Origin of the sequence: Streptomyces sp. NPDC090077 (assembly GCF_044747545.1) — a bacterium.
In the GTDB taxonomy this organism is placed as follows: domain Bacteria; phylum Actinomycetota; class Actinomycetes; order Streptomycetales; family Streptomycetaceae; genus Streptomyces.
Map to the genome: position 1 here is coordinate 134,796 of NZ_JBIVEG010000008.1, position 20,073 is coordinate 154,868.

The 20,073-nt window shown below is 74.0% G+C and carries 21 protein-coding genes; 11 read left to right on the forward strand and 10 right to left on the reverse strand.

All coding sequences use genetic code 11. The annotated features are described in order from the left end of the window. Positions 1-120: 120 nt before the first annotated feature. On the reverse strand, positions 121-585 hold the full coding sequence (locus ACIPW5_RS16215) for a hypothetical protein (protein WP_401245096.1): 465 nt from the start codon (positions 583-585) through the stop codon (positions 121-123). A 255-nt stretch (positions 586-840) separates the two neighbouring features. On the opposite strand from ACIPW5_RS16215, the gene ACIPW5_RS16220 reads away from it, so the two are divergent. Further along, a complete protein-coding gene (locus ACIPW5_RS16220) occupies positions 841-1,848 on the forward strand; it encodes an NUDIX domain-containing protein (protein ID WP_401245098.1) in 1,008 nt (335 codons plus the stop codon). Between the two features lie 70 nt (positions 1,849-1,918). Beyond that, on the forward strand, positions 1,919-2,425 hold the full coding sequence (locus ACIPW5_RS16225; protein WP_401245100.1) for an SRPBCC family protein: 507 nt from the start codon (positions 1,919-1,921) through the stop codon (positions 2,423-2,425). On the opposite strand, the gene ACIPW5_RS16230 is transcribed toward ACIPW5_RS16225, so the two are convergent. From ACIPW5_RS16230 to ACIPW5_RS16240, 3 genes are read right to left on the reverse strand one after another with little or no spacing between them, the layout of a single operon-like run. Beyond that, positions 2,414-3,385, reverse strand: coding sequence for an antibiotic biosynthesis monooxygenase (locus tag ACIPW5_RS16230; protein ID WP_401245101.1), 972 nt, complete (start codon positions 3,383-3,385; stop codon positions 2,414-2,416). The two genes, ACIPW5_RS16225 and ACIPW5_RS16230, sit on opposite strands and share 12 nt — an antisense overlap. Further along, a complete protein-coding gene (locus ACIPW5_RS16235) occupies positions 3,382-6,111 on the reverse strand; it encodes a molybdopterin-dependent oxidoreductase (RefSeq protein ID WP_401245103.1) in 2,730 nt (909 codons plus the stop codon). The genes ACIPW5_RS16230 and ACIPW5_RS16235 overlap by 4 nt, the downstream gene beginning before the upstream one ends. Beyond that, entirely contained in the window at positions 6,108-6,935 is an 828-nt protein-coding gene (locus ACIPW5_RS16240; protein ID WP_401245105.1) for an FAD binding domain-containing protein, read from the reverse strand. Before ACIPW5_RS16240 ends, ACIPW5_RS16235 begins: the two co-directional genes overlap by 4 nt. Before the next feature lie 242 nt (positions 6,936-7,177). Here ACIPW5_RS16240 and ACIPW5_RS16245 point away from each other — a divergent pair, with 242 nt between their 5' ends. The 3 genes from ACIPW5_RS16245 to ACIPW5_RS16255 all read left to right on the forward strand — a co-directional run bounded on the left by ACIPW5_RS16245 (position 7,178) and on the right by ACIPW5_RS16255 (position 9,591). Next, complete coding sequence (locus tag ACIPW5_RS16245; protein ID WP_401245107.1) at positions 7,178-7,930, forward strand: SDR family oxidoreductase; 753 nt, start codon at positions 7,178-7,180, stop codon at positions 7,928-7,930. Between the two features lie 61 nt (positions 7,931-7,991). Then, positions 7,992-8,561 (forward strand): hypothetical protein, encoded by a 570-nt coding sequence (locus tag ACIPW5_RS16250; protein WP_401245109.1) that lies wholly within the window; start codon positions 7,992-7,994, stop codon positions 8,559-8,561. A 172-nt stretch (positions 8,562-8,733) separates the two neighbouring features. Next, complete coding sequence (locus tag ACIPW5_RS16255; RefSeq protein WP_401245359.1) at positions 8,734-9,591, forward strand: class I SAM-dependent methyltransferase; 858 nt, start codon at positions 8,734-8,736, stop codon at positions 9,589-9,591. Between the two features lie 57 nt (positions 9,592-9,648). On the opposite strand, the gene ACIPW5_RS16260 is transcribed toward ACIPW5_RS16255, so the two are convergent. Continuing rightward, a complete protein-coding gene (locus tag ACIPW5_RS16260) occupies positions 9,649-11,157 on the reverse strand; it encodes a DEAD/DEAH box helicase (RefSeq protein WP_401245111.1) in 1,509 nt (502 codons plus the stop codon). A gap of 151 nt (positions 11,158-11,308) precedes the next feature. Then, complete coding sequence (locus ACIPW5_RS16265) at positions 11,309-11,806, reverse strand: MarR family winged helix-turn-helix transcriptional regulator (protein WP_401245113.1); 498 nt, start codon at positions 11,804-11,806, stop codon at positions 11,309-11,311. 90 nt (positions 11,807-11,896) lie between these two features. On the opposite strand from ACIPW5_RS16265, the gene ACIPW5_RS16270 reads away from it, so the two are divergent. Beyond that, the gene (locus ACIPW5_RS16270) at positions 11,897-12,337 is read left to right on the forward strand and encodes an HGxxPAAW family protein (RefSeq protein ID WP_401245115.1); all 441 of its coding nucleotides are present in this window, start codon (positions 11,897-11,899) and stop codon (positions 12,335-12,337) included. Between the two features lie 15 nt (positions 12,338-12,352). Next, the gene (locus ACIPW5_RS16275) at positions 12,353-12,556 is read left to right on the forward strand and encodes a cold-shock protein (protein WP_401245116.1); all 204 of its coding nucleotides are present in this window, start codon (positions 12,353-12,355) and stop codon (positions 12,554-12,556) included. Positions 12,557-12,622: 66 nt separating this feature from the next. Here the strand turns inward: ACIPW5_RS16275 and ACIPW5_RS16280 are convergent, their stop codons facing one another. The 3 genes from ACIPW5_RS16280 to ACIPW5_RS16290 form a co-directional block, all read right to left on the reverse strand. Beyond that, a complete protein-coding gene (locus ACIPW5_RS16280) occupies positions 12,623-12,826 on the reverse strand; it encodes a ferredoxin (protein ID WP_401245119.1) in 204 nt (67 codons plus the stop codon). 5 nt (positions 12,827-12,831) lie between these two features. Then, entirely contained in the window at positions 12,832-14,019 is a 1,188-nt protein-coding gene (locus ACIPW5_RS16285) for a cytochrome P450 (RefSeq protein ID WP_401245121.1), read from the reverse strand. A 135-nt stretch (positions 14,020-14,154) separates the two neighbouring features. Then, positions 14,155-14,499 (reverse strand): thioredoxin family protein, encoded by a 345-nt coding sequence (locus ACIPW5_RS16290; protein WP_401245123.1) that lies wholly within the window; start codon positions 14,497-14,499, stop codon positions 14,155-14,157. 106 nt (positions 14,500-14,605) lie between these two features. On the opposite strand from ACIPW5_RS16290, the gene ACIPW5_RS16295 reads away from it, so the two are divergent. The 4 genes from ACIPW5_RS16295 (at position 14,606) to ACIPW5_RS16310 (ending at position 18,570) form a co-directional block, all read left to right on the forward strand. Continuing rightward, positions 14,606-14,875: a hypothetical protein gene (locus ACIPW5_RS16295; RefSeq protein ID WP_401245125.1), complete on the forward strand. Its 270-nt coding sequence runs from the start codon at positions 14,606-14,608 to the stop codon at positions 14,873-14,875. A 223-nt stretch (positions 14,876-15,098) separates the two neighbouring features. Beyond that, complete coding sequence (locus tag ACIPW5_RS16300; protein ID WP_401245127.1) at positions 15,099-15,458, forward strand: YciI family protein; 360 nt, start codon at positions 15,099-15,101, stop codon at positions 15,456-15,458. Positions 15,459-15,519: 61 nt separating this feature from the next. Continuing rightward, the gene (locus tag ACIPW5_RS16305; RefSeq protein WP_401245129.1) at positions 15,520-16,758 is read left to right on the forward strand and encodes an RNA polymerase sigma factor; all 1,239 of its coding nucleotides are present in this window, start codon (positions 15,520-15,522) and stop codon (positions 16,756-16,758) included. An 87-nt stretch (positions 16,759-16,845) separates the two neighbouring features. Next, positions 16,846-18,570, forward strand: coding sequence for a serine/threonine-protein kinase (locus ACIPW5_RS16310; RefSeq protein ID WP_401245131.1), 1,725 nt, complete (start codon positions 16,846-16,848; stop codon positions 18,568-18,570). A 6-nt stretch (positions 18,571-18,576) separates the two neighbouring features. Here ACIPW5_RS16310 and ACIPW5_RS16315 read toward each other — a convergent pair whose 3' ends face one another. After that, a complete protein-coding gene (locus tag ACIPW5_RS16315) occupies positions 18,577-20,049 on the reverse strand; it encodes a condensation domain-containing protein (RefSeq protein WP_401245133.1) in 1,473 nt (490 codons plus the stop codon). Positions 20,050-20,073 lie beyond the last annotated feature (24 nt).

The window sequence follows — 20,073 nt, forward strand, 5'->3', positions numbered from 1 at the left end:
GTGTCTGAGTCGGTTTCCGTGTGCGGTGGGCGTGGTTCCCTTCCGTATGCGGGGGCGCTCGGCACCCGGGGGGGGGGGGGGTGGGGGTGGCGGGCGGCCCCCCCCCCCCCCCCCCCCCGGTCAGCGGCACATGGCGACGATGGCCGGGTCCACCACCCCGTGGGCGGCGCGGCACAGTCCGCTCATGTCGTACGAGCGCTGCGGCGCGGGCTGCCGCTGCTTGCGGGGCGTGGCGGGCCCGGCGGGCTTGGCGGCGGGTGCGCGGTGCGCCGGGCGGGCGGGCCGGACGGGGGAGGCCCGGCGGGGCGGGCGGTCGTCGGAGCGGGGCGCGGGCCGCTGCGGGGCGGCGGGCGGCGGCGCCGCGGGGGCGGCCGCCTCCACGGGCGGAGCGGACGTCTCCACCGGATCCGGGACGGGGCCCAGCGGCAGGCCCCCCACGACCGGCGCCGGGGGCGCCCACGCGGTACGGACCGGCGCGGGACCGGGCGTCCGCTCCGGGGCCCGGACGGTCACGCATCCGGTGGCCCCCACCAGCACGGCGAGCAGCAGGGACAGGGACGGCGGCAGGGTCCGGCGCGACGGCATCCGCCCACCCTGCCGCAACCGGGCGCCCGCGGTCGCGCCCGCTCACACGGACGGGTGAGCGTACGTGGTCGGACCGGCCGCTTTCACACCGCAGGTCCGCAGCACGGACCGTAGCAAGATCGACATAACGCGGCAATAAGGAGGTATAGGGGTGGCAAAGGCCATCCGGCGGTGCCGGGGGGAACCGCCGTAACCCGGCGGCCCGGCCCGCTGTTGCACAGGCCGTCTGGGCCACCCACGGTGAACGGAGTACCCATGCCGCAGCTGACCGACGACCCCGGACGTACGGGCACCTGGATGACCCCGGCGGAGTACGGGGCCTCGCGCGCCGCCCTCTGGACCGGAGCCACCGTCCTTGTCACCGACCCCGACGGGCGGGTCCTCGTCCAGAGCGTCGACTACCGTCCCGACCGGCTGCTCCCCGGCGGCGCCGTGGACGCCGGAGAGGCCCCCTCGGCGGCCGCGGCCCGCGAGATGCGCGAGGAGCTCGGCGTCGACGGCCACTACCCGCGCGGACTCGCCGTCGACTGGATCCCCGCCGACGTGCCCGGGATCCCGCCGGAGATGCGCTTCCCCGGCGAGATCCTGCACGTCTACGACGGCGGCACCTGGACCCCCGAGCGCATCCGGTCCGTCCGCCTGCCCGCGCAGGAGATCACCGGCATCGACTTCGCGGAGCCCGCCGACCTGCCCGCCCTGATGGACCCGGGCGACGCCCGCCGCGCCCTGTCCGCCCTCCGCGCCCGGATCAACGGGGGCGGCCCCGCCCTGCTGGAGGACGGCCGCCCCACCACCCCCACCGCCCTGGACCGCCTCGGGGTCCTGCGCAGCCGGCGCACCCCCCAGCACGGCCCCTGGCACCCGGGCCCCGTCCCCGCCCACCTGCCCGTACGCGACCACGCCGGCTGGCTGTTCGCCCCCGACGGCCGGGTGCTGCTGCTCGTCGCCCGCGCCACCGGCACCGCGCACCTGCCCGTCCCGCGGGCGGAGCCCGCCGTGGGGGCGCTGCCGCTCGGCTACCGGTACGCCGACCGGGGCGCCCTGGCCCGTACGGCCGCCCGGCTCACCTCGCTGTCCCCGGCCTCGGACCCGGCGTACGCCCGGCTGCTGGCCACCCCCGAGCAGGTGCGGGAGCTCAGCGACTGGGGCCCGGCCGGGCGGGACGAGCTCGCCGCCGTGCACGCAGCCCGGGCCCAGCTCGGCCTGCCCGCCCCGCTGCGCACCCCGCCCGTGGAACTCCCCGAGCAGGGCCTGCGCTGGTGAGGGCCCCGGCCGGCCGACGCCCGGCCCGCCAATGCCGGGCGCGCGGCGGCCGGTCCCGCAGCATGGGGCCATGACGGACAGCGTGATCGACTACACCGCGTACATCCAGGCCGACCCCGCCCGGGTCTGGCAGGCCCTCACCGACCCGGCGTACACCCGCCGCTACTGGGGCCTGACCTTCGAGACGGACTGGGCGGTGGGCTCGACGATGGACTGGGTCGAGCGCGGGGCCCGCACCAGCGACCCCGAGCAGGTCGTGCTCGACTGCGTCCCGGACCGCCTGCTCTCCTACACCTGGCACACCTTCAGCACCCAGTGGGCGGCCTCCGCCGGGATCACCGAGGAGCTGCGGGCCGAGCTGGCCGCCGAGCCGCGCACGAGGGTGACGTACGAGATCGAGCCGGTGGGGGACACCCTCGCCCGGCTCACGGTCCGCCACGAGGGGTTCGCCCCGGGCGGCACCCTCGTCGGCATGTGCTCCGGAGCCTGGCCGATGCTCGTCTCCAGCATCAAGACCCTCCTGGAGACCGGCGCCCCGCTGCCCGGCCCGGAGCCGGGTCCCGGCTCAGGGCAGTGACCAGAAGCGGGTGGTCACGAGGTAGAACACGACCACCCAGAAGACCATCACCGCCGCGACGGTGCAGAGGCCGATGAGGTTGCTCCGGGCCGGGGGCTCGTTCGCGTTCGGCCGCAGCCACCGCCGCAGCAGCGGGTTCACGTAGTACGGCATCGTGAAGAAGCTCATGATGAAGCTCGACAGCAGGTTGCCCACCAGCAGTCCGAGCCACAGCGGCATCCCCAGCGGGTGCAGGGCGAGCGTCAGCAGCACCACGGTCGGGTACAGGCCCACCCAGACCGCGACGGAGGTCTTGGTCTCCGAGGGCGGCGGCGCCTCCTTGCCGTTCTCGGCGAAGGCGAACCAGCTGCCGAAGGAGTTGTCGATGGTGCGCAGCTTGAACTCGTTGAACTTCCTGCCCTCGGCGAGCACCTCCTGCCGCTTGGCCGAGGTCAGCCAGGCGTCGAGGTGCTCGGCGTTGTCGTAGCGGTACAGGGTGGTCCATTCCTCCTGGAGGCCCTCCACCGGCCGGAACACCTCGCTGCCCCGGTAGCCCTCGAACTTGCTCTCCTCGTGGCTCATGCGGCGCTGCCAGGCGAGGAAGTCGCCGACCTGGTCCGGGTGGACGCGGTGGGTGACCACGACGGTCACCAGAGGGTCGGTCGGCCGCGAGCCGCCGCTGATGACCTGCTGGGTCGCGGGTCCGTCGAAGTACTTCTCACCGACGTCCAGGAGCCGCTGCCGGGTCGCCCCGTTCATCCACGCCTGGAGGTGGGCGATGGAGTCGAACCGGTAGACGACCACCCAGTCGGGCTGGAGCGCCGTCGGCGGGGACACCTCGGCGCCCAGGTGCCCGGGGTAGTCCGCGGCGGCGGTGTTGACCCTGTACTGCCACTTCTCGTACTCCCGCTCCCTGCCGGGCAGCACCTTCCGGCAGATGATCACCGTGGCGGCCGCGTCCGCGTGCCCGCCGGTGCTCATCGTCTCGGCCCCGTCGCCGCCGCCGGACTGCTCTCGCCCAGCCGGCTGTAGATCCGCGCCGGGGTCAGGGGCAGTTCCCGGAAGCGGACCCCGGTGGCGTCGCGCAGCGCGTTCGCCAGGGCCGGGGCCACCGGGTTGATGCAGCACTCCGCCATGCCCTTGGAGTGCATGGCCCCGACCGAGTCCGCCGAGCCCACGAACAGCACCTCGGTGCGCGGTGCGTCGGCGTACGTGGGGATGCGGTAGTTGCGCAGGTTCGGGTTGGCCATGGCGCCGGACGCGTCGACCATGTAGTCCTCGGTCAGCGCGAACCCGATGCCCTGGGTGACGCCGCCGTCGACCTGGCCCCGGACCTGCTCGGGGTTGATCAGCACGCCGGCGTCGGCCGCCTGCACGCTGTAGAGGATCCGGATCTCGCCCGTCACCGGGTGCACGGCGATGCGGAACCCCTGCGTATTGGAGGTGACGCTGCGCGGCGAGCCGTACGCCTTGCGGGCCGCCGTGAACCGGATGCCGCGGGCCCCGGCCAGGGCGACGAGCTCGGCCAGCGGTACCCGGTCGTCGCCGCAGACGACGTGGTCGTCCTCCATCGTGCACATCACCACGTGGACGCCGGTGTGCGCGGCGGCGAACTCCACGATCCGGTCGCGCACCGCGTTGGCCGCCCGCAGCACCGCGTTGCCCGCGACGAACAGCCCGGCACTGGCGAAGGCGCCGGTGTCGAACCCCGTGCGGTCGGTGTCGGACTGCACCAGGCGGATCCGCGAAGGGGTCGTGCCCAGCTGGTTGGCCGCGATCTGGACGTGGGCGGTCGAGGTGCCCTCGCCGAACTCGACCGTCCCGACGGCCAGCTCGTACACCAGGTCGTCGCCGAGGGTGACCCAGGCCTCCGAGACGTGCTCGGTCGGGGGTGCCGTCTCGTGCAGCGAGCTCGCCACCCCCGTCCCGACCAGCCACCCGGGCCCGGGGGCGGGCCGGCCGGCGGTGCGGGCCAGCGCGCCGGCCACCAGGTCGATGCACTTGCCGAGCCCGTCCTCGTTGAACATCACGTCGTCGGGGCCGTCGTGCATCGCGACGAGCGGGTCGCCGGGCCGCACGATGTTGCGGCGGCGCAGCTCCAGCGGATCCATGTGCAGGGCCAGGGCCAGCTCGTCCATCGCCGACTCCACGGCGAAGGCCGGCTGGGTCATCCCGTAGCCGCGCAGCGCCCCGCTGGGGACGGTGTTGGTGTAGACGGAGTAGGCGTCGTACTTCTTGTTGGGGCAGCGGTAGATCATGACGGCGGCGCCGCCCGCGTACAGGGTCTCGCCGCCGTGGTTCCCGTACGCGCCCGTGTTGGACACGTTGCGCACCTGGAACGCGGTGAGCGTACCGTCGGCCTTCGCGCCGAGCCGGACCGTCAGCTTCATCGGGTGGCGCGGCGAGGCGGTGGTGAACTCCTCCTCGCGCGTGAACTCGTAGGCGACGGGCCGCCCGGTGTCGAGCGCGGCCAGCGCCGCCAGGTCCTCCGTGATGACCTCCTGCTTGCCGCCGAACCCGCCGCCGACGCGCTTGCAGAACACGCGCAGCTGGTCGGGGCGGAGCGCGAACAGGTAGGCCAGCTTGACCTTCGCGATCGACGGGGACTGGGAACTGGTGCGGACGACCAGCCGGCCGTCCTCCATCCACGCGATCGAGCCGTGGGTCTCCAGGTGGGCGTGCTGCACCCGCGGGGAGGAGTACGTGCCCTCGTGGACCACGTCGGCCGCCGCGAACCCGGCCTCGACGTCGCCGATGTGCGAGTGGATCTCCAGCAGCAGGTTGTGGACGCTGTCGCGGACGAACGGGTCCTCGGAGCCGTGCAGCCGGGGCGCCCCGTCGGCCATCGCCTCCTCGGGGTCGAACACCGCCGGCAGCACCTCGTACTCCACGGCCACCCTCCGGCAGCCCTCCTCCGCCGCGCCGGGCGTCTCGGCCAGGACCGCCACGACCCGCTGGCCGACGAAGCGGACGGTGTCGTCGAGGACGTACGTGTCGTCCGGATCGACCAGGTGGTCGGTGTGGATCGCGGTGGTGAAGCGCCTGCGGGGCACGTCCTCCCAGGAGTAGACGCGGAGCACGCCGGGGACCGCGAGCGCGGCCCCCTTGTCGACGGAGACGATCCGGGCGTGGGCGTGCGGCGAGTGCAGGACCTTGAGGTGCAGCATGCCCTCCATGCGGGTGTCCATCGTGAACTCGGCGCGCCCCGTCACCACGTCCTCGGCCGCCGGGGCGCCGACGTTCGTCCCGACCGCCCTGCCCGGCGCGGCCGTCTGCACGTGCGCGACGCCCCGCACCGCGTCCTCGATCGCCCGGTAGCCGGTGCACCGGCACAGGTTGCCCTTCAGGGCCCTGGGCAGGTCGGCCTTCTGGGCTTCGGTGAAGGTGGCCGAGGTCATGATCATCCCGGCGGTGCAGAAACCGCACTGGAAGCCCGGGGCGTCGCGGAACCGCCGCTGCACCGGGTGCAGGTCGCCCGGCGCGCCGAGCCCCTCGATCGTGGTCACCGCACGTCCCTCCGCACGGAACGCGGGGGTGATGCAGCTGTGCACGGGAACGCCGTCGAGCCACACCGTGCAGGCGCCGCAGTCGCCGGCGTCGCAGCCCTTCTTGACCCCGAAGTGGCCGAGGGAGCGCAGGAAGGTGCGCAGGCACTGGCCGGGAGCCGGCTCCTCTTCGAAGGTCCTGCCGTTGACGAGGTAGGTCATGCCGGGCCCCCAGCGATGAGTTCGCGCCGGATCTCTTCGGCGAAGTGCCGTGTCAGGTGCCTGCGGTGGTCGGGGGTCCCGTTGGGGTCGGCGAACCAGACGTCGGCGGGGACGGCGTCGACGCTCTGCCGCAGGGTCGGCGCGTCGGGCATGTGGTCGAAGGCGAACCGCAGCGGCCGGGTGGTGCCGGCGGTCACGGTCAGCAGCAGGTTGTCCGTCCCGGGCGTGTGCGTGCCGATCAGGAACACCGTCGAGCGGCCCAGCCGGGTCAGGGAGAAGCGGCGGTGCGCGGCGCGCTTGGCGAGGGCGTGCGCCGGGACGTCGATCCGGCGCAGCAGCTCGCCCGGCGCGAGCACGTTGCGGTGGTCGCCGGTCACGAAGTCGAGGGCGTCGACGGTGCGCACCGACCCGTCGGCGGCCCACAGCTCGTACCGGGCCTCCAGCGCCACCGTGAGGGTGATCATCGGGCCGGCCGGGAGGGACATGCAGATGTTGCCGCCGACGGTGGCGGCGTTCCACACCTTGAACGAGGACAGGAACGCCTCGCAGGCCGCCGGGACCAGTTCCCCCGCGGTCCACTCGGGCGGCGGCCGGAACGCGTACAGGTCGCGGACCGTGCAGGTCGCGCCGATCTCCAGGCCCGCGTCACTCGGGACGAGGGGCTCCCAGTGCAGTGCCGTCAGGTCGATCAGGCGGCGCAGGTGCGGCTGCTCCGCCGAGTAGAGCCAGGTCCCGCCGGCCAGCCAGGCGTCGCCTTCGCGCCAGCTCTCGCCCGGACGTCCGGCGGGGCGGCGGACGACTTCGGTGATGGTGTTGAGGTCCATGCGGGCCGGTCTCCCTCACGACGGAGGTCACGGACGGTCACCGGCGGGGCCGAAGGGCCGCGGCACCGGCGCTCGGGCGCCGTGGCCGGGTTCCCGGACGCGGGCCGGCGGGCGCGGAGATCCTTTTCAGGATAGGGCGGAGGGTGGTGCCCCGCCATGCCGGCCGGTGTCCCGTGATCGGAATTTCTTGATCGCCGGGCCGGTTCGCGTGTACGAACCACCTACCAGGAGGCATGACAGGCATGACACTTGAACACCACCGCGTCGTCATCACCGCCGCGGGGCGCGACTTCGGGCGGACCCTGGCCCTCGGCTTCGCCGCGCGGGGAGCCGAGGTGCACCTCTCCGCCCGTACCGCGGAGGCCGCCGAGCGGGTCCGCCAGGAGATCGTCGCCCGGGGACACGACGCCGCCCGGGTCCACGCCTACGCCTGCGACCTCACGGACCCGGCCTCCGTGCGGGACTTCGCCGCGGCCGTCGCCGCCCGCGCGGACCACGTGGACGTCCTGGTCAACAACGGCTCCCGCTACCAGCACGGGACGGACCTGCTCTCCGCCTCCGACGAGGACGTCGTCGACACCCTCGCCTCCGGGGCCACCGGCACCGTCCTGACCACCAAGGCCTTCCTCCCGCTGCTCCTGAAGTCCGGGAAGCCGGACATCGTGACCATGGTCTCCACCTGCGGCGAGCCCGGGAACCACCGCTCCGACGCGCACGACGCCTTCTACGCGGCCAAGAGCGCCCAGGCCGGGTTCACCGAGAGCCTCTCCCGCCGGCTGCGCGACCGGGGGGTCCGGGTGATCTCCCTCTACCCCCCGGACTTCGTGAACCACGACCCCCTGTCGCCGGCCTGGGAGAACGCCCCGCGCACCGCCCGGGACCCGCTCACCGCCCAGTCCCTGGTGGACTGCGTCTTCTTCGCCGTCGGGCAGCCCCGCGACTGCTTCATCAAGTCCTTCCACTTCGAGCAGGTCGGCACCGACCTGACCCACTGACCCCGCCCCCACCCCCACCCCGCCCCGGACCCGCGCCGGGCGGTCGTGTGGAATGGGTTCCATGGGGAGCCCAGGACACCAGACACGCCGCGCACCGGCGGCCGGCCCGACGACCGCGGCCCGGCCGCCGGAGCAGGCCGTCGCCGCCGACCGCTCGCGGTACGCCCGCCACCTCGACCGGCTCGCCGCCGCCGGGGCGGCCGGCGCGGCGGCCGAGGCCGTGGTGGTGGCCGAGGTGCTCCGCGACCGCGACCCGGTGATGGCGCAGAGCGCGGTGGTGACCCACCTGGACCGCCGCGCGGTGCGGCTGCGGCCCGGGGCCGCCTACCAGGACTGGGCCCGCGCCCTGCGCGGCGCGCTCGTCGGCCACCCGTTCCCGGCCCGGCGGCTCGGCGAGTGGACCCTGCTCAAGGCCGTCGAGGCGGGCGGGGAGTGGTCCCGCACGGAGCTGGCCGCCGCCTCCGACTGGTGCCAGCGCACCGCGGCCCTGTCACCGGCCCCCGACGAGGCCCTCGCCCTGCTGGCCGCCTCCGGCAGGACCCGGCGCGTGCGCAACGACGCCGCCCGGAGACTGGACCGGCGCGCCACCTCCCGAGCCGGGACGATCAAAGGCAACGAGTTCTCGCCATAACCCCGTTCGGGGGTTTAGGGTCTCCATACCCGGCCGGGTGTCAGAGCTGGACCGATGCCGTTCCGCTGGAGGATGACTCTCCGTGTCGCACGTTTCCCAGGCCCCCGTCACCACCCCGGACGCCGGGTCGCCCGAACCGCCCGAACCGCCCGCACCCCGGTCCTTCGGCGAGGTGGAGGGCTGGTTCTCGGCGTATGACCAGGTCCTCTTCGACTGGTTCCTGACCCGCCAGAACGAAGCCGTGCCGAAGGCGGGCGACATCCTGGAGCTCGGCGCCTTCATGGGCAAGAGCGCGATCTTCCTCGCCGGCTACCTCCGCGAGGGCGAGGAGTTCACGGTCTGCGACCTCTTCGACTCGCCGGCCCCCGACGACTCCAACGTCGAGGAGGTACGGGACTCGTACCCCACCCTCACCCGCCGCGGGTTCGAGACGAACTACCTGGCCTTCCACGAGGCGCTGCCGACCGTCATCCAGGCCCCGACCTCCGTCGTGGCCGACCGGGTGCGTCCCGGGAGCTGCCGCTTCGTCCACGTCGACGCCTCCCACCTCCACGAGCACGTCGTGGGCGACATCGCCTCCTCGCGCACCGTCGCCACCGCCGACGCCGTGGTGGTCTTCGACGACTACCGCTCCGCGCACTGTCCCGGCGTCGCCGCCGCCGTCTGGGCCGCCGTGGCCACCGACGGGCTGCACCCGATCGCCGTGTCCGCCTCGAAGCTGTACGCGACCTGGGGCGACCCGGAGCCCTGGCAGACGGCGCTGCGCACCTGGCTGGAGGGCCGCACCGACCTGTGGCACGGCGTGGACGTCATCCACGGGAAGCCGCTGGTGCGCATAGGCGACGAGGGCGTCGCCGCGCCGCCCGCGCCGCAGCTGCTGCACCCGCCGGCCCCCGAGCCGGCCCCGGCCCGGCCCGCACCGAAGCCCGCGCCCCGGCCGGGCGTGCGCTGGCGCAGGCTGGCCAAGGACCTGCTCCCGCCGGTGGTCACCCGGGCCGTCGTGGCCCGGCGGCGGCGCGCCCGGGCCTGACCCGGCCCGCCGCCCGGTGTCCGGCGGGTATCCCGCCGGACGCCCCGGGTACGGGCCTCAGAGGCCCTTGCGGACCCGGGCCGCGCGCCGGGCCTCCGCGGCCTGGCGCGCCTCGGCGGTCTTGCGGGACTCCTTGCCCCGCCCGGCCCGGCCCGGCCGGGTGCCGATGCCCCGGAAGCCGAGCTCCGTGCCGCTCGGACGGCCCTTGGCGTCGGTCGGCAGAGCCCCCGACAGCGGGACCCCGGAGGGCTTCTTCGCGCCGGTGATCCGGCTCAGCGCCGCCTCGCCGGAGCGCACCTGGGTGATGGTGGGCCGGATCCGGGCGTCGGCCATCAGGCGCACCATGTCCCGCCGCTGGTTCGGCGTGACCAGCGTGACCACCTTGCCGGACTCGCCCGCCCGTGCGGTGCGGCCGCCGCGGTGCAGGTAGTCCTTGCTGTCCGCCGGCGGGTCCACGTTGACCACGAGGTCGAGGTCGTCGATGTGGATGCCGCGGGCGGCCACGTTCGTCGCGACCAGGACCGTGACCAGGCCGTCCTTGAACTGGCCGAGGGTCTTGGTGCGCTGCGGCTGGGACTTGCCGCTGTGCAGCCCCTCCGCCCGCACGCCCATGGCCCGCAGGTGCTTCACGAACTGGTCCACGCCGTGCTTGGTGTCCAGGAACATGATCACCCGCCCCTCGCGGGCCGCGATCTCGGTCGCCGCCGACACCTTGTCCGCCGCGTGGATGTGCAGCACGTGGTGGTCCATCGTGCCGACCGAAGCCGACTGCGGGTCCACCGAGTGCGAGACCGGGTCCTTCAGGTACCGGTGCACGAGCTGGTCGACGTTGCGGTCCAGGGTGGCCGAGAACAGCATCCGCTGCCCGTCGTGGTGCACCTGGTCCAGGATCTCGGTGACCTGAGGCATGAAGCCCAGGTCGCACATCTGGTCGGCCTCGTCCAGCACCGTGATCCGCACCCGCTCCAGGTGCACGTCGCGCCGTCCCACCAGGTCGCTCAGGCGGCCGGGGGTGGCGACCACGACCTCCGCGCCGGTGCGCAGCGCACTGGTCTGGCGGCCGATGGAGAGCCCGCCGACGACGGTGGCCATGCGCAGACCCAGGGCCTGCGCGTACGGGGTCAGCGCCTCGGTCACCTGCTGCGCCAGCTCGCGCGTCGGTACGAGGACCAGGGCGAGCGGCCGCTTGGGGTCGGCCTTGCGCCCGGCCGTGCGGGCCAGCAGGGCCAGGCCGAAGGCGAGGGTCTTGCCGGAGCCGGTCCGGCCCCGGCCGAGGATGTCGCGTCCGGCGAGGGAGTTGGGCAGGGTGGCCGCCTGGATCGGGAAGGGCTCGCGCACCTCCTGCTCGGCCAGGGTCCTCACCAGCTCAGCGGGCAGTCCGAGTTCGTCGAACGAGGCCACCGGGGGCAGCGCCGGGGTGCCGGTCCGGGGCATGGCGAACTCGCCCTGGGGGCCGATGGTCCGGGGGGCCTTGCCGGCTCCCTTGGAACCCTTGGCTCCCGGCTTGGAGCCTGCCTTCGCCCCGGCCTTGATGCCGAAACGCCCGTGAGCTGACGGGTTCTTCATGCAGAACCTTCCGTGAGGAGAGGGAGGCGGGCGGGGAACGGCGACGAGCCGGGATCCGTACCCCTTCGGTACGGTCCCCGGCTCGTCGTACGCGTCCGCACCGGGTGCAAGCGCCCCGCGCCTCAAGTTTCCCGGCCATTTTACCAGCCGGTCACCGGCCCGGCCGGGGGTCGAGCTCCCCGGAGCGCACCTGGGCGAGGTGGGCCCGCATTTCGACGGACGCCCGCCCGAACCAGTCGGCGATCACGGCGATCTCGTCGGGGGTGTACTCGGCGAACACCCTGCCGAGCCGGTCGTAGAAGGGCTGGTAGGTGGCGATGACCCGGGCGGCGGCCTCGGGGTCGGCCACCACCCGGACCCGCCGGCGGTCGGCCGGATCGGGCTGGCGGCGGGCGTACCCGGCCTTCTCCAGCCGGTTGAGCACGCCGGTGACGGCACCGGTGGTGAGGTTCACCAGCCCGGCGAGGTCGCCGGCCGAGAGGGGCTTGTCGCAGGCCGCCAGGATGTGCGCGAGGCAGGTCAGGTCGGTGACGTTGATCCCGAGGAGCTGGGCCACCTCCTGCTGGCCGACGAGGCCGAGGGCCACGTACTGGTCCATGCGTGCGATCGCCTCCCCGGCCGTGGCCGCGGGGCGGGGCTTGCCGTGCACCGACACTCTCCTTAGTATCTAAGTTACTTAGCTCGTGAGATAAATGATCCTGCTCCGAGCGTACTGCCGCCTGCCCATCGAGGGGGAATCATGAGCGCCCACGGAGACGTCGACCTCGGCCACACCGTGGCCGGCTGGACCGGAACCACCCTGGCCCTGCTGGGCTGCACCGGAGCGGGCGCCGCCCTGTGCGCCGACTGGACCCCGGGCATCTGGCTGGGCCTCGCCCTGGTCGCGGCGGCGGGGATCGTCACCTGGCTGCTCCACCTCGCCGGCTGGGGCAAGCCCAGCGGTCCCCGCCCCCGCGAGGCCTGGGACTGGCGGGTCCGGGACACCGCCGCCCGGACGGGACACGCCGACTGCCTGGGCTGCCGCGCGAGCGGCCCGCGCCGGGCGGCGGCCGCGGCGGGGGACCGCCGGGCCGTCGGGGCAGGGCCCGACACCCCGGTTGGGCGCGTCCGGCGTGTGGCCCGCGGAACGGATGGGCAGTATCGAGACGGCCGCGAGCGTGCGGCCCGAGCGGAACGTTGAGAAGGATCAGTACCGATGGCAACTGGCACCGTGAAGTGGTTCAACTCGGAGAAGGGCTTCGGCTTCATCCAGCAGGACGACGGCGGCCCCGACGTGTTCGTGCACTTCTCCGCGATCGCGGGGACGGGCTTCAAGTCCCTGGAGGAGAACGCCCGGGTCTCGTACGACGTCACCCAGGGCCCCAAGGGCCCCCAGGCGGAGCACGTGGTCCCCGAGTAGCGCAGACCGCACCGCGGTTCCCGCAGCCGGGAGCCCCCGCCGGTCACCCGGCGGGGGCTCCCGCGCTCAGTCCGCCCGTTCCTCCCGCACGGTGACCGCCGAGACCGGGCAGGCGCGCGCGGCCTCCCGCACCAGCGGGCTCCCGCCGCCGTCCGCGCGGCCCGGGCGCACCCCGCCGAAGCCGTCCTCGTCCTGCTCGAAGACCTGCGGCGCGGTCAGCACGCACTGGCCGGCCCCGATGCAGACGTCCCGGTCCACGGAGATCCGCATCCCGCTCACCACGTCACGGGCAGTTCGAGCATGCCCTGGATGGTGTCCCCGGGCTTGAACGGGATCCGGTCCGGGGCGGCCGCCAGGCGCAGGCCCGGCAACCGCCCGAACAGGGTCCCGAGGGCGATCTCCATCTCGGCGCGCGCCAGGTTCTGGCCCAGGCACTGGTGGATGCCGAACCCGAAGGCCAGGTGGTGGCGGGCCGGCCGGTGCCAGTCCAGCGCGTCGGGGTCGGCGAACACCGCTCCGTCCCGGTTGATCACCGAGGTGGAGAAGACCACCCCGTCGTCCGGCCGGATCGTCACCCCGCCGACCTCGATCTCCCGCGTGGCCACCCGCAGCATCCCGTCCGCGATGGACAGGTACCGCATCAGCTCCTCCACCGCCTCCGGCATCAGAGAGGGGTCGGACCGCAGCTCGGCCAGCTGCTCCGGGTGCCGCAGCAGGGTGAAGGTGCCGAGCGAGATCATGTTCGCCGTGGTCTCGTGCCCCGCGATCAGCAGGATCGCCGCCAGCGACACCAGCTCCTCGACGTCGGTCTCGCCCGCCGCCAGCCGCGTCGAGACCAGCTCGTCCAGCAGCCCGTCACCCGGCTCGGTGCGCTTGCGCCGGATCAGCGCCTCCAGATAGGCGTCCAGCCGCTCCCTGGCCTCCTCCACGTCGGCGGTCGAGGGGCCGCGCAGCAACCGCCGCGACTGCTCCTCGAAGAAGTCGTGGTCCTCGTACGGCACCCCGAGCAGGGCGCAGATCACCATGGACGGCACCGGCAGCGCGAAGTCGCCCACCAGCTCGGCCCCCGGCCCCCGGGCCTCCATCGCGTCGATCAGCCGGTCCACGGTCTCCTGGATCCGGGGGCGCAGCGCGGCCGTCCGCTTGACCGAGAAGCTCGGGATCAGCATCCGCCGCTGCGCGTTGTGCTCGGGGTCGTCCATCCCGAGCAGGGCCGTACGCCGGTTCTGCAGCCCCTTGAAGCGGGCGGTGGGGGCCGGGAAGGCCTCGTTGGTGCGGTCGGTCGACAGCCGCGCGTCGGACAGCAGCGACCGCGCCTCGGCGTGGCCGGTGACCACCCACACCGAGCGGCCGTCGAAGAGGGTGACCCGGGAGATCGGCCGGCCCTCGCGGAGCGGCCGGTACGCGGCCGGCGGGTGGTAGGGGCAGGTTCGGTCCTGGGGGAAGGCAACGGCTTCGGACATGGAAAGCAACACCTCGCAAGCGATGGTTCCGTCTCGCCGGACTCCATTACATGCCTGAGGCACCTATCCCACCTATGCCACTTTCGGCCAGCCTGCCCGAGTTCACCCGCCGGGCCGCGCTGACGTCGAGACGGCCTAGAGGTGGGCGTCCAGGAAGGCGAGCAGCTCCGCCCGCCCCAGCGGGCCCTCGTGGGTCGCCACCGCCTCCCCGGACCGCAGCAGCACCACTGTCGGCGCCCCCGTCACCCCGTAGCGCCGGACCGTTCCGGGACAGCGGGTGATGTCGGCGCGCACTGCGGTGAACCGCGTGCCGTGCTCCGGGTCCCGGGCCAGCTCCGCGACCAGGGACTCCAGCTCCCGGGAGGCCTCGACGGCCTTGGGCCAGGTGCCGGTGAAGAAGGCCAGGACCGGCCCCGGCGCCATCCGGGTGATGAAGTCGAATTCCTGGTCCTCCAGGGGCCGGTGTACCCGACTGGCCATGCGTGGTGCTCCTCGGTTCGCGTACGACGTGGCCGCCAGCCTAGGCGCTGCCGCGCGCGTGCCGGTGCGGGGCCCGTTGTCAGTGGCGGCTGTGAAGCTGGGCGCCATGGACGACAGGATGCCGCGCCGCCGGGTCTACGGCGCCGACCACGAAGACCCCGATCCGGGCCCCCGCCCCGGCCACGCCTACGGCGAGCTCGTGGGCGGCCCCCTCGACGGGCTCCTGCTCGACGTCACCGGCTGGGGCGCCGACCGGCTGGCCGAAGAGGCGCGCCTGCCGACCGAGATAGGCCGCTACGGGGCGGGAGGCCGCGCCCACTACCGCCGGCGGGCCGCCGACCCGGGCCGCTGGGACTGGGCGGGGGACAGCCGGTAGCCCCCGCCCGGGCGAGCCCCCGGACCGCCGACGTGTGACCGGGGGCTCTGCCCCTCACTTCCGCCGGAGGCGCCCGGACGGATGCGGCGGGGAGCCCCCGGTGGCCGGTTCCGCGAAATCTCCGAAGAATTTTTCCGGAGGGCTGTCGATCCGGGCGCCTCCCGTTCGACGCAGAGGTGAGAGGCAGGGGAAAGGCCCCCGCCCTCACGACCGAGGAGTCACCATGCCGCGCTTCCTGACGATGATCCGCATCGACGAGCAGAACCTGACCCCCGACACCCCCTTCCCGGCCGACTTCGAGGCGCGCATGGGCGCCCTCATGGAGGAGATCACCAAGGCCGGGGTGATGCTCGACACCGCCGGCCTGCACCCCACCTCCGAAGGCACCCGCGTCACCTGGTCGGGCGGCAGGACCAGCTTCACCGACGGCCCGTTCACCGAGACCAAGGAGGTCGTCGGCGGATACGCCTTCCTCCAGTGCAAGGACAAGGCCGAGGCCCTGGAGTGGACCAAGCGCTTCCTGGAGACCCACCCGGCGGAATGGACCGTCGGCGCCGAGGTCCGCGAGGTCCAGGAGATGTGACCCGGCCGCGGCCCGCACCGCGGGCCGCGTTTGCCCCGCCCCCCGGCGGCTGCTCTGATGGATGGCCGTGACGGCAGTGAACGCGGCCCGGGCGGTCGAAACGGTGTTCAGGATCGAGTCCCCACGGATCATCGCCGGTGTCACCCGCATCGTGCGGGACGTCGGGATCGCCGAGGAGATCGCCCAGGACGCCCTCGTCGCCGCCCTCGAACAGTGGCCCCGGGACGGCGTCCCCGACCGGCCCGGGGCCTGGCTCATGGCCACCGCCAGGCACCGGGCCGTCGACCTGGTCCGCCGCAAGGAGACCTACGCGCGCAAGCTCGCCGAGGTCGGCCGCACCCTGGAGGACGTACCGCCGCCGCCCGAGCCCGCGGAACCGGACGACATCGACGACGACCTGCTGCGCCTGGTGTTCACCGCCTGCCACCCGGTGCTGGGCACCGACGCCCGCATCGCGCTCACCCTGCGCCTGGTGGCCGGACTCACCACCCAGGAGATCGCCCGCGCCTTCCTCGCCCCCGAACCCACCGTCGCCCAGCGCCTCGTCCGGGCCAAAGGGACCCTCGCCAAGGCCCGGGTGCCCTTCGAGGTCCCCTACGGAGCCGACCGCGAACAACGCCTGGCCTCCGTGCTGGAGGTCATCTACCTCGTCTTCAACGAGGGCTACTCCGCCACCGCCGGAGACGACCTGCTGCGCCCCGCCCTCTGCGAGGACGCCCTGCGCCTGGCCCGCGTCCTGGCCGCGCTGATGCCCGGCGAACCCGAGGTCCACGGACTCGCCGCGCTGCTGGAGTTCCAGGCCTCCCGCACCGCCACCCGCACCGGCCCCGACGGCGAGCCGGTGCTGCTCGCCGACCAGAACCGGTCCCGGTGGAACCGGCTGCTCATCCGCCGCGGAGTGGACTCCCTGCACCGGGCGGGCAGCGGCCCCTACGCCCTCCAGGCCGCCATCGCCGGCTGCCACGCGGCCGCCGTGCGCTACGAGGACACCGACTGGCGGACCATCGCCACCCTCTACGGCCGGCTCGCCGAGCAGCTCCCCTCACCGGTGGTCGAGCTGAACCGGGCCGTAGCCGTCTCCATGTCCGAAGGCCCCGGGGCCGCCCTGCCCCTCGTCGACGCCCTCGCCCGGGAACCCGCCCTGCGCTCCTACCACCTGCTGCCGAGCGTGCGCGGGGACCTGCTGGAGCGCCTCGGCCGCGCCACCGAGGCCCGCGCCGAGTTCGAGAGGGCCGCCGCCCTCACCCGCAACGCCCGCGAACGGGACCTCCTCCTGTCCCGCGCCGCCGCCCTCGGCTAGCGCCACCGGCCCCGACCCATACCCGCTGGTCAAAGATGGGACACTGCAATGCGGTTGACGCAACGTCATGCCGCATAGGGTGGGCCCGTGACGAACGGAACCGACGACATACCCGCCCCGCTCCACCCGCTCGACCCCCGCGAGACCGGCGGCTACCGGATGCTGGCCCGCCTCGGCGAGGGCGGCATGGGCACCGTGTACCTCTCGCGCACCCGGGGAGGGCAGCCCGTGGCGTTCAAGGTGATCCGCCGCGAGTACGGCCAGGACCCCGAATTCAGGCGGCGCTTCGAGCAGGAGGTGCGGGCCGCCCGCCGGGTGCAGGGCTACCACCTGGTGCCGGTCGTCGACCACGACACGACCGGGCCGCTGCCCTGGATCGCCTCGGAGTTCGTCCCCGGGCTGTCGCTCGCCGACGCGCTCACCGCGTACGGACCGCTCCCGCTGCCGGCCGTCTTCCAGCTCGTCGGCTGCGCGGCGCGGGCCCTGGGCTCCATCCACGCGGCGGAGGTCGTCCACCGCGACCTCAAGCCCGCCAACATCCTGCTCGGCCCGGCCGGTCCGTACGTCATCGACTTCGGCATCGCGCGGGCGGCCGACACCACCCAGCTCACGCACAGCGGCGGCGTGGTCGGCACCCCGCAGTACATGTCGCCCGAACAGGCACTGGGCGAGCCCGTCACCGCCGCCGCCGACGTGTTCTCCCTCGGCCTGATCGCGGCGGTCGCGGCGACCGGCCGGCACCCCTACGGCGAGGGCGGCGCGACCGCGCTCGCCGTGCGGATCGCCAACACCGCCCGGACGGCGCCCGATCTGAGCGGCTACCCGGCCCCGCTGCGGACCCTGCTGGAACGGAGCCTCACCGCCGACCCGGCCGGGCGCATCACCACGGACGAACTCGCGGCGCTGAGCGAGCGTGCGGCCGGGCGGCCGCTGCGCGCGTTCGACGGCTGGCTGCCCGCCCCGCTCACGGAGCGGATCGCCCGGCGGGCGGCCGCCGCCGCCCACCCCCCGGAGCCCGCCCCGGCCCCGGCCGCCACGCCGACGCAGCCCGACGCCGGTGCGCACCGCTCCGGGCAGCCCACGGTGACGGCCCCGCCCCGGCCCTCCGCACCGCCCCCCGGCCCGGCCGGCACGCCCTGGCCGACGGCGGCACCCGCTCCCCGGTCCGGCCGGACCGGCCGCCCCGCGCTGCTGGCCGGCGGCGGCGTCCTCACCGTGGCCCTCACCGCGCTCCTGACCTGGGTGGTCGTCAGCCCCGACGGCGACAGCCGCACGGACGGGGGGCGCACCGACGGCGCCCCCGCCACGGTGTCCTCGCCCTTGCCCTCGTCCCCGGCCCCGTCCTCACCCTCGTCCCCGGCCTCCCCCCGGCAGCCCGCGTACACGGTCGTCTTCGAGGACATGCCCTTCACCCTGCGCGCACCGGCCTTCACCACCGGTACGCACGTCGACCTGGACGCGCCGAAGCTGTTCCCCAACGCGAAGATCGGCAAGGTCGCCGACATGGAACTCACCTACCAGAACTGGGGAGACTCGGACCTGCGCTTCCTCACCCCCATGGGCAGGAGCGCCGGCACCACCCCCGAGGCGTGCAAGGCGGGCGTGGACACCGACACCCTGCCGGCGGCGCTGCCCAAGGAGAAACTGGTCCGGGGCGAGACGCTCACCAAGGGCACGGTGCTGTGCACGGTCACCGGCGCGGGCAACCTGGCGATGTTGAAGATCACCGACGTCCTGCCCGCCACCGGAAGCCCGTCCTCGGGCATGCCCGACTACGTCACCACGCTGACCCTCTGGAAGGTCGCACGGTAGACGGGGTCACCGGGCCCCCCTGACGCCCGCCGCCCGCTGCTCGGGCCGGCGGGGCGCCGTCAGGGCCACGGGCCTGCGGAAGCCGCCGGTGCGCACGATGCTCTGCACGGTCAGCCGCAGCGCCTCCTGGAAGTCGCCCATCGTGCGGCGCGCGGCCGGGGTGTCCACGTACAGCGAGTTCATGTGCAGCCCGTCCGTGTCCCGCTGGAACCACGAGCAGGTCCCGTTGGCCCGCGCCGACCACACGTGCGTGGCGGGCCGCCACTCGTCGTGCCGGTCGGCGCCCCGGCAGCGCCGCATGTCGATGTACGAGAAGAAGTTCACCGGGTACGGCCAGGAGCGGCCCGCGAACTCCTCGGGCGCCAGCAGCTGCCAGGCCCGCACGAACGGCACGTCGAGGTGGCGCATCATCTCGCCGAACCCCGCCCGGACCTCGCCCATGACCTGGGCGAAGTCCTTGCCGGGCGAGGCGTCGAACTCGATCGGCAGGGTGTTCACGAACCAGCCCACCGAGTTGTTCCAGTCCTCGCGCCCGCGCTCGCTGACCGGCATGAACCCCCGGTACACCCCGGGTCCGCCCGCCTCGCGCAGACACACGCCCACCGAGCCCAGCAGCCCCATGAAGGGTTTCCCGCCGGCCTGCACGCACACCTTCTCGAAGACCTCCGTCTCGGCGGCGTCCAGCAGCGTGGACGCCTCGTTGACGATCGGGTACATCCGGTCCGGCTCCACGCCCAGGTCCAGCGGGAAGCGGGGGAAGAACTCCCCGCCCCGCTCCGTGAACGACTTCCAGTAGCCGAGGCGCTCGTCGTCCGCCTCGATCGACAGGTAGCGGCGGCGCTGCGCGTCGGCGAAGTCCAGGTAGCTGGGCGCGGGCGGAAGCACGGGCTCCTCCCCGCGCCGCAGCGCCTCATAGCAGGTCAGCACGTCGTGGACGACGACCGGCATCGACATGCCGTCGCAGACGATGTGGTCGAAGGCGAGGTAGACCGTCGCGGAGTCCGGGCGCAGCACCGCGCCCATCGTGAACAGCGGCCACGACAGGGTGTCGATGCTGCGGGTGAACCGCTCCGCGAGGAACTCGCGCTGCCGCTCCACGTCGTCGAACTCGGCGACGTGGCAGGCCTCCAGGGACAGGACCCCCGGCGGGATCGGCTCGCAGGACAGCTCCCCGGCCAGCCGCCGGAACGCACAGCGCAGCACCTCGTGCCGGCGTACGAAGTCCAGCAGGGCCCCGGCCAGGGCCGGTTCGTCGAGGACCCCGTCGATCTCGAAGGTGACGGCCACCCAGGACGCCATGGGGTCGTCGTCCGCGCGGCTCTCCTCGGCGACCGTGAAGTGCTTGTCCTGGTTGAAGGACGCCTTCTTGCCCTCCTCGTCACCCCGGTCCGGTCCCTGTGGCCCGGTGGCGGCCCGCAACCGCCACTCGACCAGGCGCCCCGGCTCCATGTGGTGCATCTGCAGAGGAAACTGCCGCATTACGTCATCCCTTCGCCCCCCGGT

What these genes read in the sequence shown, in the direction of transcription:
- ACIPW5_RS16220 (WP_401245098.1), top strand. Translation starts at nt 841, where the DNA reads ATGCCGCAGCTGACCGACGACCCCGGACGTACGGGCACCTGGATGACC.
- ACIPW5_RS16315 (WP_401245133.1), bottom strand. Translation starts at nt 20,049, where the DNA reads ATGCGGCAGTTTCCTCTGCAGATGCACCACATGGAGCCGGGGCGCCTG.
- ACIPW5_RS16300 (WP_401245127.1), top strand. Translation starts at nt 15,099, where the DNA reads ATGCCGCGCTTCCTGACGATGATCCGCATCGACGAGCAGAACCTGACC.
- ACIPW5_RS16250 (WP_401245109.1), top strand. Translation starts at nt 7,992, where the DNA reads ATGGGGAGCCCAGGACACCAGACACGCCGCGCACCGGCGGCCGGCCCG.
- ACIPW5_RS16290 (WP_401245123.1), bottom strand. Translation starts at nt 14,499, where the DNA reads ATGGCCAGTCGGGTACACCGGCCCCTGGAGGACCAGGAATTCGACTTC.
- ACIPW5_RS16280 (WP_401245119.1), bottom strand. Translation starts at nt 12,826, where the DNA reads ATGCGGATCTCCGTGGACCGGGACGTCTGCATCGGGGCCGGCCAGTGC.
- ACIPW5_RS16235 (WP_401245103.1), bottom strand. Translation starts at nt 6,111, where the DNA reads ATGACCTACCTCGTCAACGGCAGGACCTTCGAAGAGGAGCCGGCTCCC.
- ACIPW5_RS16230 (WP_401245101.1), bottom strand. Translation starts at nt 3,385, where the DNA reads ATGAGCACCGGCGGGCACGCGGACGCGGCCGCCACGGTGATCATCTGC.
- ACIPW5_RS16215 (WP_401245096.1), bottom strand. Translation starts at nt 585, where the DNA reads ATGCCGTCGCGCCGGACCCTGCCGCCGTCCCTGTCCCTGCTGCTCGCC.
- ACIPW5_RS16295 (WP_401245125.1), top strand. Translation starts at nt 14,606, where the DNA reads ATGGACGACAGGATGCCGCGCCGCCGGGTCTACGGCGCCGACCACGAA.
- ACIPW5_RS16305 (WP_401245129.1), top strand. Translation starts at nt 15,520, where the DNA reads ATGGCCGTGACGGCAGTGAACGCGGCCCGGGCGGTCGAAACGGTGTTC.
- ACIPW5_RS16270 (WP_401245115.1), top strand. Translation starts at nt 11,897, where the DNA reads ATGAGCGCCCACGGAGACGTCGACCTCGGCCACACCGTGGCCGGCTGG.
- ACIPW5_RS16285 (WP_401245121.1), bottom strand. Translation starts at nt 14,019, where the DNA reads ATGTCCGAAGCCGTTGCCTTCCCCCAGGACCGAACCTGCCCCTACCAC.
- ACIPW5_RS16275 (WP_401245116.1), top strand. Translation starts at nt 12,353, where the DNA reads ATGGCAACTGGCACCGTGAAGTGGTTCAACTCGGAGAAGGGCTTCGGC.
- ACIPW5_RS16240 (WP_401245105.1), bottom strand. Translation starts at nt 6,935, where the DNA reads ATGGACCTCAACACCATCACCGAAGTCGTCCGCCGCCCCGCCGGACGT.
- ACIPW5_RS16245 (WP_401245107.1), top strand. Translation starts at nt 7,178, where the DNA reads ATGACACTTGAACACCACCGCGTCGTCATCACCGCCGCGGGGCGCGAC.
- ACIPW5_RS16260 (WP_401245111.1), bottom strand. Translation starts at nt 11,157, where the DNA reads ATGAAGAACCCGTCAGCTCACGGGCGTTTCGGCATCAAGGCCGGGGCG.
- ACIPW5_RS16225 (WP_401245100.1), top strand. Translation starts at nt 1,919, where the DNA reads ATGACGGACAGCGTGATCGACTACACCGCGTACATCCAGGCCGACCCC.